Origin of the sequence: Salinimicrobium flavum, assembly GCF_042684505.1 — a bacterium.
GTDB lineage: Bacteria > Bacteroidota > Bacteroidia > Flavobacteriales > Flavobacteriaceae > Salinimicrobium > Salinimicrobium flavum.
The window spans coordinates 65,863-82,442 of record NZ_JBHULT010000012.1; the positions used below are offsets into that span (position 1 = coordinate 65,863).

General features: G+C 42.0%; 17 protein-coding genes. 7 read left to right on the plus strand and 10 right to left on the minus strand.

Annotated features, from left to right (window positions below):
• Positions 1–37 precede the first annotated feature (37 nt).
• Complete coding sequence (gene acnA / locus ACFSTG_RS14000; RefSeq protein WP_380754360.1) at positions 38–2,770, minus strand: aconitate hydratase AcnA; 2,733 nt, start codon at positions 2,768–2,770, stop codon at positions 38–40.
• Positions 2,771–3,102: 332 nt separating this feature from the next.
• On the opposite strand from acnA, the gene ACFSTG_RS14005 reads away from it, so the two are divergent.
• From ACFSTG_RS14005 to ACFSTG_RS14015, 3 genes are all read left to right on the plus strand, one after another.
• Positions 3,103–3,645, plus strand: coding sequence for a VOC family protein (locus tag ACFSTG_RS14005; protein WP_380754363.1), 543 nt, complete (start codon positions 3,103–3,105; stop codon positions 3,643–3,645).
• A gap of 23 nt (positions 3,646–3,668) precedes the next feature.
• Complete coding sequence (locus tag ACFSTG_RS14010; RefSeq protein WP_380754366.1) at positions 3,669–3,962, plus strand: hypothetical protein; 294 nt, start codon at positions 3,669–3,671, stop codon at positions 3,960–3,962.
• 175 nt (positions 3,963–4,137) lie between these two features.
• Complete coding sequence (locus ACFSTG_RS14015) at positions 4,138–5,082, plus strand: aldo/keto reductase (RefSeq protein WP_380754369.1); 945 nt, start codon at positions 4,138–4,140, stop codon at positions 5,080–5,082.
• Positions 5,083–5,108: 26 nt separating this feature from the next.
• On the opposite strand, the gene ACFSTG_RS14020 is transcribed toward ACFSTG_RS14015, so the two are convergent.
• Positions 5,109–6,356 carry an ABC transporter permease gene (locus ACFSTG_RS14020; RefSeq protein WP_380754372.1) on the minus strand — a complete coding sequence of 416 codons (1,248 nt, stop codon included), beginning with the start codon at positions 6,354–6,356 and terminating at the stop codon, positions 5,109–5,111.
• A 154-nt stretch (positions 6,357–6,510) separates the two neighbouring features.
• Between ACFSTG_RS14020 and hisS the strand changes: the two genes are divergently transcribed.
• Positions 6,511–7,887 carry a histidine--tRNA ligase gene (gene hisS, locus ACFSTG_RS14025; RefSeq protein ID WP_380754375.1) on the plus strand — a complete coding sequence of 459 codons (1,377 nt, stop codon included), beginning with the start codon at positions 6,511–6,513 and terminating at the stop codon, positions 7,885–7,887.
• 41 nt (positions 7,888–7,928) lie between these two features.
• On the opposite strand, the gene ACFSTG_RS14030 is transcribed toward hisS, so the two are convergent.
• The 4 genes from ACFSTG_RS14030 to rpsF all read right to left on the minus strand — a co-directional run bounded on the left by ACFSTG_RS14030 (position 7,929) and on the right by rpsF (position 9,621).
• Complete coding sequence (locus ACFSTG_RS14030; protein ID WP_380754378.1) at positions 7,929–8,402, minus strand: DUF6495 family protein; 474 nt, start codon at positions 8,400–8,402, stop codon at positions 7,929–7,931.
• Positions 8,403–8,520: 118 nt separating this feature from the next.
• The gene (rplI, locus tag ACFSTG_RS14035; protein WP_380754381.1) at positions 8,521–8,970 is read right to left on the minus strand and encodes a 50S ribosomal protein L9; all 450 of its coding nucleotides are present in this window, start codon (positions 8,968–8,970) and stop codon (positions 8,521–8,523) included.
• Between the two features lie 12 nt (positions 8,971–8,982).
• Positions 8,983–9,279: a 30S ribosomal protein S18 gene (gene rpsR, locus ACFSTG_RS14040; protein ID WP_029036469.1), complete on the minus strand. Its 297-nt coding sequence runs from the start codon at positions 9,277–9,279 to the stop codon at positions 8,983–8,985.
• Positions 9,280–9,282: 3 nt separating this feature from the next.
• Positions 9,283–9,621 carry a 30S ribosomal protein S6 gene (rpsF, locus tag ACFSTG_RS14045; protein WP_380754384.1) on the minus strand — a complete coding sequence of 113 codons (339 nt, stop codon included), beginning with the start codon at positions 9,619–9,621 and terminating at the stop codon, positions 9,283–9,285.
• A gap of 164 nt (positions 9,622–9,785) precedes the next feature.
• Between rpsF and ACFSTG_RS14050 the strand changes: the two genes are divergently transcribed.
• Positions 9,786–10,496 carry a LytR/AlgR family response regulator transcription factor gene (locus tag ACFSTG_RS14050; RefSeq protein ID WP_380754387.1) on the plus strand — a complete coding sequence of 237 codons (711 nt, stop codon included), beginning with the start codon at positions 9,786–9,788 and terminating at the stop codon, positions 10,494–10,496.
• Here the strand turns inward: ACFSTG_RS14050 and priA are convergent.
• From priA to nadC, 4 genes are all read right to left on the minus strand, one after another.
• Positions 10,490–12,943 carry a replication restart helicase PriA gene (priA, locus tag ACFSTG_RS14055; protein ID WP_380754390.1) on the minus strand — a complete coding sequence of 818 codons (2,454 nt, stop codon included), beginning with the start codon at positions 12,941–12,943 and terminating at the stop codon, positions 10,490–10,492. The genes ACFSTG_RS14050 and priA overlap by 7 nt on opposite strands.
• A gap of 100 nt (positions 12,944–13,043) precedes the next feature.
• Positions 13,044–13,607, minus strand: a complete 564-nt coding sequence (locus ACFSTG_RS14060; protein ID WP_380754393.1) for a chalcone isomerase family protein — start codon at positions 13,605–13,607, stop codon at positions 13,044–13,046.
• Between the two features lie 22 nt (positions 13,608–13,629).
• Positions 13,630–14,547, minus strand: coding sequence for a YihY/virulence factor BrkB family protein (locus ACFSTG_RS14065; RefSeq protein ID WP_380754396.1), 918 nt, complete (start codon positions 14,545–14,547; stop codon positions 13,630–13,632).
• Positions 14,548–14,550: 3 nt separating this feature from the next.
• The gene (gene nadC, locus ACFSTG_RS14070; RefSeq protein ID WP_380754399.1) at positions 14,551–15,408 is read right to left on the minus strand and encodes a carboxylating nicotinate-nucleotide diphosphorylase; all 858 of its coding nucleotides are present in this window, start codon (positions 15,406–15,408) and stop codon (positions 14,551–14,553) included.
• A gap of 50 nt (positions 15,409–15,458) precedes the next feature.
• On the opposite strand from nadC, the gene rlmH reads away from it, so the two are divergent.
• Both rlmH and ACFSTG_RS14080 read left to right on the plus strand, forming a co-directional pair.
• Positions 15,459–15,932 carry a 23S rRNA (pseudouridine(1915)-N(3))-methyltransferase RlmH gene (gene rlmH, locus ACFSTG_RS14075; protein WP_380754402.1) on the plus strand — a complete coding sequence of 158 codons (474 nt, stop codon included), beginning with the start codon at positions 15,459–15,461 and terminating at the stop codon, positions 15,930–15,932.
• Positions 15,933–15,934: 2 nt separating this feature from the next.
• On the plus strand, positions 15,935–16,537 hold the full coding sequence (locus tag ACFSTG_RS14080) for a non-canonical purine NTP diphosphatase (protein ID WP_380754405.1): 603 nt from the start codon (positions 15,935–15,937) through the stop codon (positions 16,535–16,537).
• The last annotated feature ends 43 nt before the right edge of the window (positions 16,538–16,580 follow it).

The window sequence follows — 16,580 nt, forward strand, 5'->3', positions numbered from 1 at the left end:
TGTGGGAAAACTAAACGCTTCTCACCTAAGGAGAAGATCACTTCGCCTCTTTTAAAAAATCCCTGAGAATATATTGCAGGATACCCCCGTTACGATAATAGGCAACTTCGATCTCAGAATCAAGTCGCGATTTGGTCTTGAACTCAATTTTTTCACCCGATTCCTTTTCAGCGACCACATGGATAATCTTACCGGGGTGCAGTTCATCTGCAATTCCTGTAAAACTGAATTTTTCACGGCCTTCTATTCCGAGAGATTCTGAAGTTTGCCCGTCCATAAATTCCAGAGGCATCACTCCCATTTGCATAAGGTTACTGCGGTGAATACGTTCAAAACTTTCTGCAAGGACTATTTTTATCCCCAAAAGATTGGTGCCCTTTGCAGCCCAGTCCCTCGAAGAACCGCTACCATATTCCTTTCCGGCAATAACGATCAACGGGGTTTTATCTTCAGCATACTTCATGGCAGCATCAAATACCGTCATGGTCTCATTGGTGGGGAAATAAGTAGAATATCCACCTTCCTTGTCAGTGATCCTGTTCTTGATCCTTACATTGGCAAAGGTACCCCGCATCATCACTTCATGATTTCCTCTACGGGAACCATAGGAATTAAAATTCCTCAACTCCACTCCCTGGTTTTTCAGATATTTCCCTGCCGCAGAATTCTCTCCGAATGCTCCGGCAGGAGAAATATGATCAGTAGTAACAGAGTCCCCCAATAATAACAGGATTCGCGCATCCTTAATATCCTGGAGATCTTCAGGGGTTTCAGAAAGATCCTTAAAGAATGGAACTTCTTTAATATAAGTGGAATCATCTTCCCATACGTACTGCTTACCTTCTGCAGTAACAAGGTTTTTCCATTGGTCTTCCCCTTCAAAGATCACGTCGTATACCTCTTTAAAATCCTCCACCCGCATACTGTCCTTAATGGTTTGGTTGATTTCTTCCTGGGTAGGCCATATGTCTTTAAGATGAACCGGCAGGCCATTTGGATCGTATCCCAAAGGATCATTGATAAGATCAATATCTACACGGCCCACTAATGCGTAGGCGACCACCAGCATAGGCGACATTAGGAAATTCATTTTCACCTGGGGATGGACCCGGGCCTCAAAATTGCGGTTTCCTGATAAAACCGAAGCAACCACCAGTTCATTTTCATCAACCGCATCTGCGATATGTTTAGGGAGCGGTCCGCTATTCCCAATACATGAAGTACAACCGTAACCAACAGTGTGGAACCTGAGGGCATCCAGATCTTCAGACAAACCTGACCGATCCAAATAGGTGGTAACTACTTTCGAACCGGGAGCCAGACTGGTCTTAACCCAGGATTTGGTGCGCAGTCCCCTCTCCAGTGCCTTACGGGCAACCAAACCTGCCCCAACCATCACGGCCGGGTTAGAGGTGTTGGTGCAACTGGTAATTGCGGCAATAACAATATTTCCATCACTAAGATGGTATTCGGCATTTTTGTATTTTATTTTTACAGAACGAAGTGCTCTTTCATTTTCTACTGTCACTTCCGGGGAACCATGTTCTTCATTGTCCGTGAACTGGGTTTGAGAGCCTCCCTCTGCAAGCCAGCGGTTTTCCTGCCGGTCTTCTAAGGGAATATAATGTCTCAGGAATTCTTCTTTTAGCAATTCCTGAAACTTGACAGCCAGATCTTCTACAAAGATCTTGTCCTGCGGCCTTTTTGGCCCGGAAACAGTAGGTCGTAAACTACTCAGGTCCAGTTCTGCAATTTCGGAATACTCAATATTTTCATTCCCGGTTCGCCAAAGGAGATTGTCCTCACAATATTCCCGCACCAGCGCGATCTGCTCCTGAGACCTGTTGGTCTTTTCCATATAATCCAGTGTCTGGTTATCTATAGGGAAATAAGTCACCGTACATCCAAATTCCGGAGACATATTGGAGATGGTCGCCCTGTCTGTCACTGTGAGATGATCCAGGCCTTCCCCAAATACTTCCACAAATTTTCCCACTACCCCCACATCGCGTAAAAGTCTTGTGATGGTAAGCACCATATCTGTAGCGGTACATCCTTCCGGTATTTTACCGGTTAGCTTAAGTCCTACCACCTGGGGACAGGTAAAGTATACAGGTTGGCCCAGCATGGCTGCTTCGGCCTCTATTCCTCCTACTCCCCAGCCCAGGACACCAATCCCGTTCACCATTGGGGTATGGGAATCTAAACCTACCAGGCTATCAGGGAAAGCCCAGCCATCTCTTTGCATAACCCCTTTAGCGAGGTATTCAAGGTTCACCTGGTGACAAATTCCCATTCCGGGAGGTACTACTGTGAAATTATTAAGACCTTTCTGACCCCACTTGAGCAGTTTATACCGTTCACTGTTACGCTCATATTCGCGTTCCACATTTTTGCTTTCGGAATAATTTGTTCCGAAGAAATCTACCTGGACCGAATGGTCAATAACAAGATCTACAGGAATAACCGGGTTGATCTTGGTACCGTCACCTCCTTTTCTGGTCACTTCAGATCTTAAAGAAGCTATATCTACCACCGAAGGTACACCGGTAAAATCCTGCATAAGCACACGGGCAGGTTTGAAAGGAATTTCCTTGTCGGTGCCTTCAGAAGCCCAGTTTGAAAGCGTATCCAGATGTTCATCTGTAATAGCAAAACCATCGTGATTTCTTAATGCATTTTCAAGTAAGATTCGAATGGAAAAGGGCAGCCTGCCAACATTTACACCCTTATCTTCAAGTTTTCTCAGTGAGGCAATCTTATAATCCATAGTCTTACTTTTTAAGTTAATATTTATTCTTCTTAATCGGGCAATTAGTTTTTTTTCAATTAGCTGCGTTAGGGAGAAAACTAAAGATAAGAAGAAGCTGATTAAATCCCGACCTATTTCACTTTTTTCATAACAAAAGAGCGGTAAATGTTTGACAGCAGATGAAGCGTTTAATTCGTTCCGGGCCCAATGATGGAAAAATTTATTTTTCAAAAGGAGTTAAAATCAAGGCTGATCTAAAAGAATTTCCATGTGCAAAATTTTTAATTTCTTTCCTAAAGAAAATGTAAATTGTAATCAGGAAAAATCACCTGAAACCTGTTCCATTTCAAATGAAAAATCATCAGCTAATCCTGTTGTTTCTCATAGCTTCAGCTTTGGTCAACTGCAATAATAAACCGCAAACTCAATATCCAATGGAAGAAAAGGAAAACCTGCCAAAAGAATCAGAGAAAGACACAACTCCCCGAGTGACAGGGATAGGAGGAATCTTCTATTTTTCCGAAGACCCGCAGGAAGCAAGAGAATGGTATTCCAAAAATTTAGGATTGGAGACTAACGAATGGGGGTCATCCTTTGAATTCAGAAATGCACATAGACCCGAAGAAATAAATTATTTACAATGGAGCCCTTTTAAACAAGGGAGTGAATATTTTGCGCCTTCCAAAAAAGAATTCATGATCAATTACCGGGTTCAAAATATTGAAGGCCTGGTCAGGAAACTTAATGAAAATGGGGTGACTATTATTGATTCAATTGAAGAATTCGATTACGGTAAATTTGTTCACATCATGGATCACGAAGGCAATAAAATTGAATTATGGGAACCTGTTGACAGTGTCTTTACTGCAATGGGAGGAAAAACAACGAAATAGAATAAACCAATCCAATACTTAAAATGAAAAAAATTTTCTTTTATACTGCAATGCTGGGCATCATGATCTCTTGTGAGAAGAATCCTGAGGCTGAACTCGACCAGGCCCAGGAAACTGTAACAAAAATATATCTTCAGGAACAAAAGATGAGTGCGGGAGAAGTTTCCCAACAGGAACACAGGAGGCAGGTAGATTCCCTCTATAAAGAATTAGAAAGGCTGAATGAGAATCTTAATGAGGAAGAAAGGGAGCAGCTGGAAGCATTTGCCCGTGAAAGATTTCTCAAGCTTTTTCCGAAAAACGCTTCCGCTGAATAAATTTTTGTAAGGTTAAACCAGGATCAACCATTTATCCAAACTTCATTTTTTACTCCCGGAAAAATATTTTTTCTGAAATGAGCGGTGAGGATTCAGGTGAAAAATCGCCTGAATTCCTATTGCCGAAAATTTTTTAATTTTCTGAAATGCCCTTATCTTATAGGAAAATTACAAAATGAAAAAAAAGAGATTAGGAAATACGGGATTATACATTCCACCAATTGTCTTTGGAGGCAATGTTTTTGGCTGGACACTAGATGAACAGCAATCATTTGATATCCTTGACAGGGTGCTTGCGATGGGATTCAATACCATTGACACTGCCGACTCCTATTCCCATTGGGCTCCCGGCAACAAAGGCGGGGAATCTGAAACCATTATTGGAAAATGGATGAAAGCACGGAAAAACCGTGACCAGATCATTATTGCAACCAAGGTAGGTTCCAATCCCGGGAAAGAAGGAAGAGATGTTTCCAAAGAATATATTTTAAGAGCTGCGGAAGAATCCCTGCAACGCCTGCAGACAGATTATATAGACCTGTATTTTACCCACTGGGACAACGAATCTATGCCTGTGGAGGAAACATTGGCAGCATATAAACAATTAATTGACGAAGGAAAAATTGGACATATAGGTGCTTCCAATTTGAGCCCGGAAAGAATTCATGAATCGATGGCAGCGGCATCTGAGAATCATCTGCCTAAATACGAAGTCCTGCAACCGGAGTATAGCCTTATGGAACGAAAAAAGTTTGAAGAGGGATACTGGGAAATTGCGAAGGAATATGATCTGGGGGTTCTCTCCTATTTCTCGCTGGCCAGTGGATTCCTAACCGGTAAATACCGAAAACAGGAAGATATAAAGGGTGACCGCACCCATATCGTGAAAGATTATTTCAGTGAAAAAGGCCACAGGATCTTAGAAGTTCTTGACAACTTATCCAAAGACAACAATACCTCTAACGCAGCAGTAGCCTTAGCCTGGATCATGCAACGTCCCTGCATAACGGCTCCCATTGCAAGCGCAACAAAACCAAAACATTTAGAAGCTTTTAAAGATGCGGTAAGCCTGCAACTTTCACAGGAAGAGATAAACCGGCTGAACGAGGTAAGCGGGTAAAAAATTAAAGTTTATCGAAAAAAATCCTATTCATATCGCAATGACTCAATAGGGTCTTGTTTTGCTGCTTTTGCAGCCGGGTAACTTCCGGCGAGGACGGCTACGAGAATGGTAATGGCGGTTGCCCAAATAATGGCCATCCACGGGGTCGTGAAATCGAATCCGGCGGCTGAAGAGACCGCAAAACCTATCAAAATCCCCAGGATGATCCCAAAGAATCCTCCCAACTGACCTATGATCAAGGTCTCAATAAAAAATTGGGTTGCGATTGTATTCTTTTTCGCACCTAAAGCTTTCCTTACCCCTATCTCACGGGTTCTTTCACTTACTGATACCAGCATGATGTTCATGAGCGCGATAGAGGACCCGAAAATGGTAATAATAGAGATCACCCACGCGGCGAGATTCAGGTACCGGGTAATTGAAAATATCCTGTTGATTAGATCGTCACTACGGGACATTCCGAAATTGTTCTCTTCCACCGGGTTTAATCCGCGAATATTTCTGAACGTCAAAATGGCTTCATCCTGCGCTGCTTCAAGAAATTCCTTGTTTTCAACTTTCACGCTGATATTATAGTTGATATTGGGATCTGTATAAATTGACCTTGCCACCTGTATAGGAATGAGTACTCTGAGGTCCTGATTGTTCCCAAAGGTAGAACCTTTGGATTCCAGAACTCCCACCACTCTAAATTTAACCCCTCTTATGGAAATTATCTTATTCAGGGGATCCTGCCCTTTAAAAAGTCCTTCTACGAAATCTGAACCCAAAATGGCTACACGATTGTTGTTCTCAATATCAAAAATGGTAAAGTCCCGTCCATTATCCACATTTAATCCAGAGTTGGAGGCAAAATTTTCGTTGATACCCAACACCCTGACTTCAGGATCTGTTTTCTCGTTCTCATATTTTACTTCCGCAGAAGAGGTGCCCGTAAAAGAGATAGAGGTACGGGTATATGGGTATTCATATTTTTCCTTGAATTCCTTCACTTCCCGGTAACCCAGAATAGGATTAACCTTTTCCCTGCCGTTGCCTCCCCCGCCATTCACTCTTATTTGCGAGTCATAGCGCTGCAGGTTGAAGGTGTTGGCTCCCATAGAGGCAAAATCACTGGTAATGGTATTTTCAAGCGCAGACACGGCGCTAAGGATACCCACAAGGGCTGTGATACCAATTGCGATGATCATTACGGTGAGGATCGTTCGCAAGAGCTGACTTTTTATAGAAAAAAAAGCGATCCTTATGTTCTCTTTCAGGAGTGGAAACATTCGACAGGTTAAATATGACCATTAGACGCAGAGAGTAACAGGATGTTACACCCTGCCAGTGGAAATATAAAGTCTTACCTGCCGTGGTCCTCTTTAAAATCTCCCGGGATTCCTTTATTTTTCGGATATTTGCCATTCAGGAAAAATTAAAGAAATGGCACAGAAACCTTCTATCCCAAAGGGCACCCGGGATTTTTCACCGGCAGAAGTAGCAAAACGAAACTACATCATAGAGAACATTAGGAACCAGTTCCAAAATTTCGGATTTCAACCTATTGAAACCCCAAGTTTTGAGAACTCAGATACCCTAATGGGAAAATACGGGGAAGAAGGGGATCGTCTCATCTTTAAGATCCTTAACTCGGGTGATTTCCTTAAGAAAGCAGATCCTGCTGCTTACGATGAAAGGGACAGTCTTAAGATCACCTCTTCTATAAGCGAAAAAGCTTTGCGGTATGATCTTACAGTACCTTTCGCCAGGTACGTGGTGCAGCACCGCAATGAGTTGGAATTCCCTTTTAAGCGTTACCAGATACAACCCGTGTGGAGGGCAGACAGGCCTCAAAAAGGCCGTTTCAGGGAGTTTTACCAGTGTGATGCAGATGTGGTGGGAAGTACCAGCCTGTGGCAGGAAGTGGAGTTCGTGCAGTTATATGACGCAGTATTTACGGCACTGGGACTGGAAGGCGTGACCATTAAGATCAATAACAGGAAGGTCCTTTCGGGTTTTGCTGAAGTGATAGGGGAATCTGAAAAGTTGATCGATTTCACTATAGCACTTGATAAACTTGATAAGATCGGGGTAGATGGTGTAAAAAAGGAAATGCAGGAAAAAGGCATTTCTTCGGAAGCCATTAAAAAAATAGAGGAAGTCTTCAATTTGAAAGGAGATTTTTCTGAGAAGATTGGGGTGCTGAAAAATATCCTGTCAAGTTCAGAGATCGGGAAAAAAGGGATCAGGGAATTGGAATTCATTGCTGAAGCAATCGAAGAACTGAAACTGGAAACCGCTAAACTTGACCTGGATGTTACTCTTGCCCGTGGACTCAATTATTATACGGGAGCTATCTTTGAAGTAGCTGCGCCAGATGACGTTCAAATAGGTTCCATTGGTGGTGGTGGCCGTTATGATGACCTGACAGGGATCTTTGGTTTGAACGATGTGAGCGGTGTAGGAATCTCTTTTGGCCTTGACCGTATTTACCTGGTTCTCGAGGAGCTGGATCTCTTCCCTGAAGCCGTTTCAGGAAATATAAAAGCCCTTTTTATAAATTTCGGGGAGAACGAAAGCATGTATTGCCTCAAGGCGATCAAGGAACTCAGAAAAGCCGGGATCGCTTCAGAACTTTATCCTGATGATGCAAAAATGAAAAAACAGATGACCCATGCCAACCGCAGGGAAATACCATTTGTCATCCTTGCAGGGCAGGATGAAATGGATAAAGGTGAATTCACGGTAAAAACCATGCGCACCGGCGAGCAGGATACACTGTCATTAGAAAAACTAGTGGAAAAGATCAGAGACCTTTAATGCCAGGGAAGAGATTCTATAATGTGAAATAACCGGAACTTCTAGTTTTCCAGGTGCTTTTCAAAAAACCCGTACAACTCCCCTTTGGTGATCACAGCTCCCTGTTGAATTAGGGCGAAGATATCTTTATTGCGATCCTCGCTTATGGCTTTTGCCGAGGTATAAAGAGAAACCTGGTCATGCATTAAATTTTGCTGCAGCCAGTTGTAACCATGACGGGTAGTAACATCAACGGTTTCATTTTCTATCTTGATAGCAATGAGGTTGATCGTAACCTCGGTTATCTTGAAGAGGTATATTTGATTGGGTGAAATATGTTCCAGGAATTTCGCCTGGTTCAATACCCCTTCCCAAACCAGGTCGCTGAAGACATCCAGTTCTTCCTCTGCCACTTTTGATTTATTGATCTTGATATCTTCCCACTCATCTGAGGTGATAGACTGGGATGCCAAAAAGTTAATGAATTCCTGATGTAATTCTTCAAACTGTTCTTTGGTTAATCGGGCGTATTTCATGTGGTCTGTAATTCTTTAGAAAATTTTCGGAAAGGTCAAATTTGGTCAAACTCTTTCCGCAGGGAAATAAAAAAGCCTACTTCAAAAGAAGCAGGCTTAATATTATCTGGTAAAGCGATTATGCTTCTGCAACAACATCAAAGTTGAAGTTGGATACCACTTCACGGTGGAAACGCAAGGTAGCTTCATACTGCCCTAAACGTTTGATGTTCCCCCCTGCGATAGAGATATACTTCTTCTCGATCTCAACACCTTCCTTAGCCAAAGCATCAGCAAGGTCCTGATTGGTCACAGAACCGTAGATCTTGTCTCCGGCACCTGCCTTAGCTGTTAATTTGATTTCCAAATTATTCAGCTTATCAGCTTGCTTTTGAGCATCTTCGATCTCTTTTTTCTCTTTATAAGAACGTTGCTTTATAGTTTCATCCAAAACCTTTCTTGCAGAAGGAGTTGCCAGTATGGCAAGACCCTGCGGGATCAAAAAGTTTCTCCCGTATCCAGGTTTTACTGATACAACATCATCCTTAAATCCTACGTTCTCTACGTCTTTTCTTAATATCAATTCCATAATAGCCCCTTTTTATTTTAGTAAATCGCCAACATAAGGCATTAATGCTAAATGACGTGCACGTTTCACGGCAACAGCCACTTTTCTTTGATACTTCAAAGAAGTTCCTGTTAAACGACGAGGCAATAATTTTCCTTGTTCATTTACGAAGCTCATTAAGAAATCAGGGTCTTTATAATCGATATACTTGATACCTGATCTTTTGAAGCGACAATACTTCTTAGCTTTGTTTGTCTCAATATTCAACGGGGTAAGATACCTGATCTCCCCATCTTTCTTTCCTTTCGCTTGTTGTTCTATAGATGACATAACTTACGCTTTTTCTTTGTTTCTATTTCTTCTCTTTTCAGCCCATGCTACAGCGTACTTATCCAGACTAACTGTTAGATAACGCATCATTCGCTCATCTCTCCGGAATTCAACTTCCAAAGGATTGATTGCTTCACCCGGAGCAGTGAATTCAAATAAGTGGTAAAAACCACTTTTCTTGTGTTGAATTGGGTAAGCTAGTTTTTTTAGCCCCCAGTTTTCTTTTGATATCATCTTGGCACCGTTAGAAACAAGAAAATCTTCGTATTTCTTAACTGTTTCCTTTATCTGGTCATCAGATAAAACGGGATTCAAGATGAAAACAGTTTCATAATGATTCATAAAAATTTACTTTAAATTAAATTGGCTGCAAAAGTAGCACTAATATTTCTATTTTCAAAGCAACTTCTAAGGCGCCGAAAGGCCCTTTTAATCGCTGAAATTCAGTTTTCCTTTTATTTGTAAGATTTTTTCATTATTATTGCTAGTACTAACCTATAAATTCAGTGGAAGAAGTATTACTTAAATGCGCGGTAGTTGACGATTCAAGTCTGCAGCGCCTGTCTATTGTCAAGCTGATAAAAGATCATCCAAATCTTAAGCTTGTCGCCGAATACAATAATGCCATTGAAACCAAGAATGGCTTGTTGGACACGGAAGTTGACCTTATTTTCCTGGATATTGAAATGCCAATCCTATCTGGTTTTGACCTTTTAGACGATCTGCCCAATAAACCACAGATCATCTTTGTAACGGGAAAAACCAAATACGCCTTCAAAGCTTTTGATTATGATGCAGTAGATTATCTGCACAAACCTATCTCGAAAGAACGTTTTTTGAATGCGGTTTCAAAATCCATTAACCTTTACCGGTTAAAACATGAAGGTGCTCCCCCTGAAGATGATAATTACATCTTTGTAAAGAGCAACCTGAAGAACAGAAAGGTCTTCCTGAACAAACTAAAGTATATTGAAGCTTTAGGAGATTACGTGAAGTTCGTCACAGAAAAAGATAACTTCGTGGTACTGGCTACCATGAAATCTTTCGAGACCCAGCTTCCTGCAAACAAATTTTTACGTATTCACAAATCCTACATTGTGAATCTTGACAAGATTGAGCGCTACAACAGCCGGAATATTGAGATTGACAAACAGCAAATTCCGTTAAGCCGCCACAAGAAGTCAAACCTTATTGAAGCCCTGGCCGCAAATCAATAAGGATCAATATTTATCACTACCCTTACACTTTTAAATCCTCCAATAGCCCTGAAGCTTTGAAGGATCTTTTCGACTACCTGTTTGGTCTTTCCTAAAGACTGCTTTTGCGGTATCTTTAGAAGGATATTCTTGTAGTACTCATTCCTGATCCTCGCTACCGGCGGGAATTCAGGACCCAGTACGTTTTCCTTAAATGAATTTCTTAAGGATACCGCAAGCCAGTCTGCCCCTTCATTCACCCTTGAATAGTCCCGTCCTTTCAGGGTGATCCTTATCAATCTGTAGAAAGGAGGATATTTATACTGTCTTCGCTCCTCAAGCTGTTCCTTGTACATGTCTGCAAAACTATTAGTAGACACCTGCTGCACTATCTGGTGGTGTGGATTATAGGTCTGAATAAGCACTAATCCCTGTTTCTCTGTTCTTCCAGCTCTTCCCGCTACCTGCAACATCAGCTGAAAGCTTCTTTCATGTGCGCGGAAATCGGGGAAGTTCAGGAGTGAATCTGCATTCATGATCCCCACCAGTCGTACATTCCGAAAATCAAGGCCTTTGGTGATCATCTGGGTTCCTACCAGGATATTGAGTTCTCCTCCTTCAAAGGCGGCAATGATCTTTTCGTAACCGTGTTTCCCACGCGTGGTATCCAGATCCATCCGGCCAATCTTATGCCCCGGAAACAAAGCTTTCAGTTCTGTCTCCACCTTTTCTGTACCAAAGCCTTTGGTAGAGATCTCCACGCTTCCGCAGGCCATACATTTTTGCTGAAGCGCCATGTGATATCCGCAGTAATGACAACGTAACTGATTATTATGACTGTGGAAGGTGAGGCTAACATCACAGTTGGGACATTGCGGGGAGTGGCCACAGGTATTACATTCCATGACCGGACTGAAGCCACGGCGATTCTGGAAAAGGATCACCTGCTCCCCATTTTCTAGAGTTTCTCTGATCTCCCCGAGCAAACGGTCAGAAAAATGGCCTGTCATCCTTTTTTTTCTGTGCTTTTCCTTTATATCCACGATCTCGATCTCGGGTAGCAGAACATCCCCGTACCTCCGGTTTAAATTCACCAGGGAATATTTAGCGTGTTGGGCATTGAAATAAGATTCAAGCGAAGGCGTTGCAGAGCCCAACAACACCTTGGCATTATGCAGGGATCCAAGTACCACAGCCGCATCCCTTGCGTGGTACCTTGGCGCGGGATCATACTGTTTAAATGTCGATTCATGTTCTTCATCAACCACTATGAGGCCCAGAGTGGCAAAAGGAAGAAAGATACTGGAGCGAACCCCTATCACCACACGGGCTTTTTCGCTGTTATTTAAAACATTCTGATAAACCTCCACTCGTTCATTCACCGAATACTTGCTGTGAAAAACAGCGACTTTATCTCCAAAATAATTCTGAAGCCTGGAAATAAGCTGGGCAGTTAGGGCTATCTCCGGCAAAAGGTACAATACCTGTTTTCCTTCTGCCACCACTTTCTCAATTAGCTGAACATATATCTCTGTTTTACCTGAAGAAGTAATGCCGTGCAGCAGGCAGACGTTTTCTGTTTCAAAAGATTGACTGATCTCCTCCAGTGCCAGCTCCTGATACTCATTAAGGGCAAGAGGAGCCTCTACTTGTCCCCCTTCGTATTGTATTCGCTGAGTTTGAATATAGTGCTCCTTCAGCACGTTTTTATCAATAAGTGCTTTAATAACTCCTGCGGAAGACTTGCTTTCTTTACTGAGAGAGGAAACCTTAACAGGCTTTTTATCTTTTGCGGTAAGGGAGAACAGGGTGAAGATCACCTCCTTCTGTTTTGGCGCCCTCTGAAGATCATCCAGTAATCTATGCATCGCATCCTCTTCCTGGTATCTTTCATGCAGACGAACATAACGTTCTGTTTTGGGTTTATACTGTTCGTAGATCTCCTGATTAACCACAACTACCTTTTTCTCGACCAGTCGGTTTATCACCGGAAGAACGGTCTTCTTGTCAAGCACCTGGATAATCTCATTTATCTTCATCGTGGATTGCCGCTGGAGTGCCTCGTATAGCAGGAATTCATCATCTGTCAACGAATCCTCATCCACCCGCGCATCTTTTAAAAGTTCCACTTTGGTTTCACTTTCCAGCAAAAAAGCGCTGGGCACAGCAGCCCGAAGCACTTCCCCTTCAGTACACATATAATAGGAAGCTATCCATTGCCAGAACTTTAGTTGCACCCCCGTGACCAGTGGTTCCTTATCCAGGATCTGTTCAATAGGTTTGGCTTCATAAATCTTAGGATCCTCCTGGTGTACCGCCGCTACAAATCCGGTATAGATCTTTGACTTCCCAAAGGGTACCGCCACCCGCATTCCCGGTCTCAGGAATTCAGCTTCGGCTTGAGTAATGCTGTATGTAAAATGCTTTTCAAGAGGTAAAGGCAGTATTACGTTAATGAAATGAGGCATATTCTCGGGAAGATTTGAAACAAAAATAAAGGGTTTTGGGGACAAAAAAATAAACCATCCTAAAAAGAATGGTTTATTACAATGTTTTCCTTAAAAGCTTCTATTTGGATAACAGGTCATTTTTAAGACCGTCATCTGCAGGACGATTGGATAACCAGATCCCGAAAAGTGCTTTTTTAAATTCCTTACCGGCAACCACTCCCTTTTGCTCGCCGTTCTTGTAAGCTACTACACCACCTTGTGAAGGAAGGTAAACCAGGTCAAATATATCATTCTTCTTTATATCTTCCCTAAAGAAACCAAGCATGGTATTGATCTCATCCTGTATAGGAGCCGTATTCCCATTTGTGGAATTTTCAAAACCTTCAGTCACTGCATCTACCATTTTATCACTTGAGATCAATTTGGAAACGATGTGAAGTTTTATTGACATGGGCTTTTCTGAATTAAGCACCACGTTCGCGTCACTGGACTTTTCACTCAGGTAAAGGCCGGCAGCATATAAGTCTATCCATAATTTTTCTCTCACCCCTGCTCCATTGAGCGTTAGGGTCTTTCCGTGGAAAGTTTCACTTGCAGGCAGTTCTGCACCTCCAACCTTCATCTGTGCAGTAGCAGTAGAAGCTACCACCATCGCCATCAATAATAAAAAGTGTTTTTTCATAGTTATAGTTTAAGTAATAATATTATTTTTTTCTTAGTTTGATCAAAGAAGCATTTAACTCGAATCCCAGCAGCAATATATTAGAATTAATCCATATATACACCATAAGGATTAGTAAGGCACCAATTGAGCCGTATAATTCGTTATAAGCCGAAAAATTCTCAATATACAATCCAAACAGGAATGTGGTGACAATGATCAAAAATGTACTAAATAAGGCACCAACAGAAAAGAACCGGCTTAATCTTCCTTCTTTTGTCCCATAATAATACAAAGTTGCTATCGCAATATATACCATGCTCACAAAAACAATATACCTGCCAATATCAGCCCATATTACCGAATCATCTACAACCCCGAGACTTTTTAAGTCTTCTGTAAGAAAGGTAAGGTAAATGGTTACTACAACAGTAGTTAGCAATAATAGCGCCAGAATTATTGATACCCCTACAGCGATGATATACTGCCGTATGATCGATCTGTTTACACGGGTATGATAAGAAAACTCAAATCCCGTAAATACCGCATTCACCCCATTTGCCATTAAGAAAATAGAAAGCAAAAAGACCAGGGAAAGAAGCCCTCCCCTTTTCCTGGCAGCAATGTCATAGAAGATATCATTAAAGAATCCCGTAGTTTCTGGTGGAAGCAGGGAATCGACAAAATCCAGGAACTGTATCTGGAAATCATCAATAAAATTAATAAATGGGATAAGGTTAAGAATGAACAGCAGAAACGGAAATAAGGCCATAAAGAAACTGAACGAGATCGCACTGGCCCTGGCAGAAAATGTGCCTTTGACGATCCCCGCATAAAAGATGATTGCAAGATCATATAAGGAAAGACCTACCATTCCGGGAAGGATGATTCCTTTGGCCTTGGAAGATAACCAATGACCAATTGAATCCTTCTCTTTCTTTTTTACCTCCTCCTCGCTCATTAACTATACTGCCTTTAGACTGAGATCAAGGTTATGCACAGAATGAGTCAATGCTCCACTGGAGATATAGTCGACCCCACATTCGGCATAAACACGGGAAGTCTCGAGGGTGATCCCCCCGCTCGATTCTGTTTGGCATTTACCGTCTATCATAGCCACTGCCTTCCGGGTTTGTTCATAGGTAAAGTTATCAAGCAGGATACGGTATATACTTTCTGAAGCAAGTATTTCTCTTATTTCCTCAAGATTTCGGGCTTCTACTATGATCTTTAGGTCCAGATCATTTTCCTTTAAGTAGGTTTGGGTTTTTTTAATGGCTTTTGTAATACCCCCGGCGAAATCAATATGATTGTCTTTTAACATGATCATGTCATATAATGCAAACCTATGGTTCTCCCCCCCTCCTATTTTGACCGCCCATTTTTCAATGGCCCTTATCCCCGGTGTGGTCTTTCTGGTATCAAGGATCTTTGTTTGGGTCCCTTCGAGCCTGTCAACAAATCTCCGGGTCTTTGTAGCGATGGCGCTCATTCGCTGCATTGCATTAAGAACCAGTCGTTCGGCTTTCAATATAGATCTTGATGCACCCTGAACATAAAAAACAATATCCCCTCTTTTTATACGGCTTCCGTCTTCCATAAGAACCTCCATGGTCATGGCAGGGTCTACCTTTTCGAACACCCGCCTTGCAAAATCAACTCCCGCAACTATTCCTTCATCTTTGACCAGAAGTTTAGCCTTTCCCATGGCTTCCGCAGGAATACAAGCCAATGAACTGTGATCGCCGCTACCAATATCTTCCCTGAGGGAATTTTCAATAATTATTTCAATTTCCTTTTCAAATTGTTCTTTTGAGATCATTGCAGTCCTTATTTTTGCTAAAGTTACAAAGTAAACACTAATTTAACATCATGACCATTAAATTGCTGGCCATAGGAAAAACCGACGATCCCGCCCTGCAGGGACTTATCGAAACCTATGTGAAAAGACTGGAGCACTACAACAAATTTGAGCTTGAGATCATCCCCGATCTTAAAAAGACCAAAAGCCTTACCCGGGAGCAGCAAAAGGTCATGGAAGGCAAACTGATGCTCAATAAAATAACGCCCTCAGACTTCCTGGTCCTCCTGGATGAAAACGGGAAACAATATTCTTCAGAGGGATTTTCAGAATACCTCCAAAAAAGGCTTAACAGCGGGATGAAGCAATTGATTTTTATAATAGGTGGGCCCTACGGTTTTTCCGAAGAAGTCTATGCCCGGGCCAATGGTAAATTATCCCTCTCAAAAATGACCTTTTCACACCAGATGGTAAGACTGTTCTTTACCGAGCAGCTATACCGTGCCTTTACCATTTTAAAGAACGAACCTTATCACCATAAATAATTATGACTTCAGAAAACTCAAAAGTCCGACTGGTCTTCGCCACCAATAATCCTAATAAGATAAGAGAAATAGGGACTCTTATTCCTCCGCATTTTGAGATCCTGTCACTGGAGGACATTGGCTGTAAAGAAGACATCCCTGAAACAGCAGACACTATAGAAGGGAATGCTTTTCAAAAGGCAAATTACATTAAAGAAAACTATGGGTATGACTGCTTCGCAGATGATACGGGACTGGAAGTAGAGGTGCTGGATGGCGCTCCAGGTGTTCATTCTGCCCGTTATGCTGGTGAAGAAAGGAACAACGAAGCCAATATTGACCGGCTCCTGAAGGAATTAAAAGATAAAAATAACAGGGATGCCCGTTTTAAAACAGTTATCGCTTTGATCCTTGAGGGGAAGAAATACAGTTTTACCGGAATATGTTCGGGAACTATCATTTCTGAAAGGAGAGGAAAAGAAGGATTTGGCTATGATCCTGTGTTTCAACCAGAAGGATATTCGCGCACATTTGCAGAAATGAGCCTGAATGAAAAGTCCAAACTAAGTCATCGCGGCCGCGCAACCCGCCAATTGGTTGACTTTCTTAGCCAAAAGACCTCCTGAATTTTTATGCTATAAGCTGCTAACTTATCCGTACCTTTGCCGC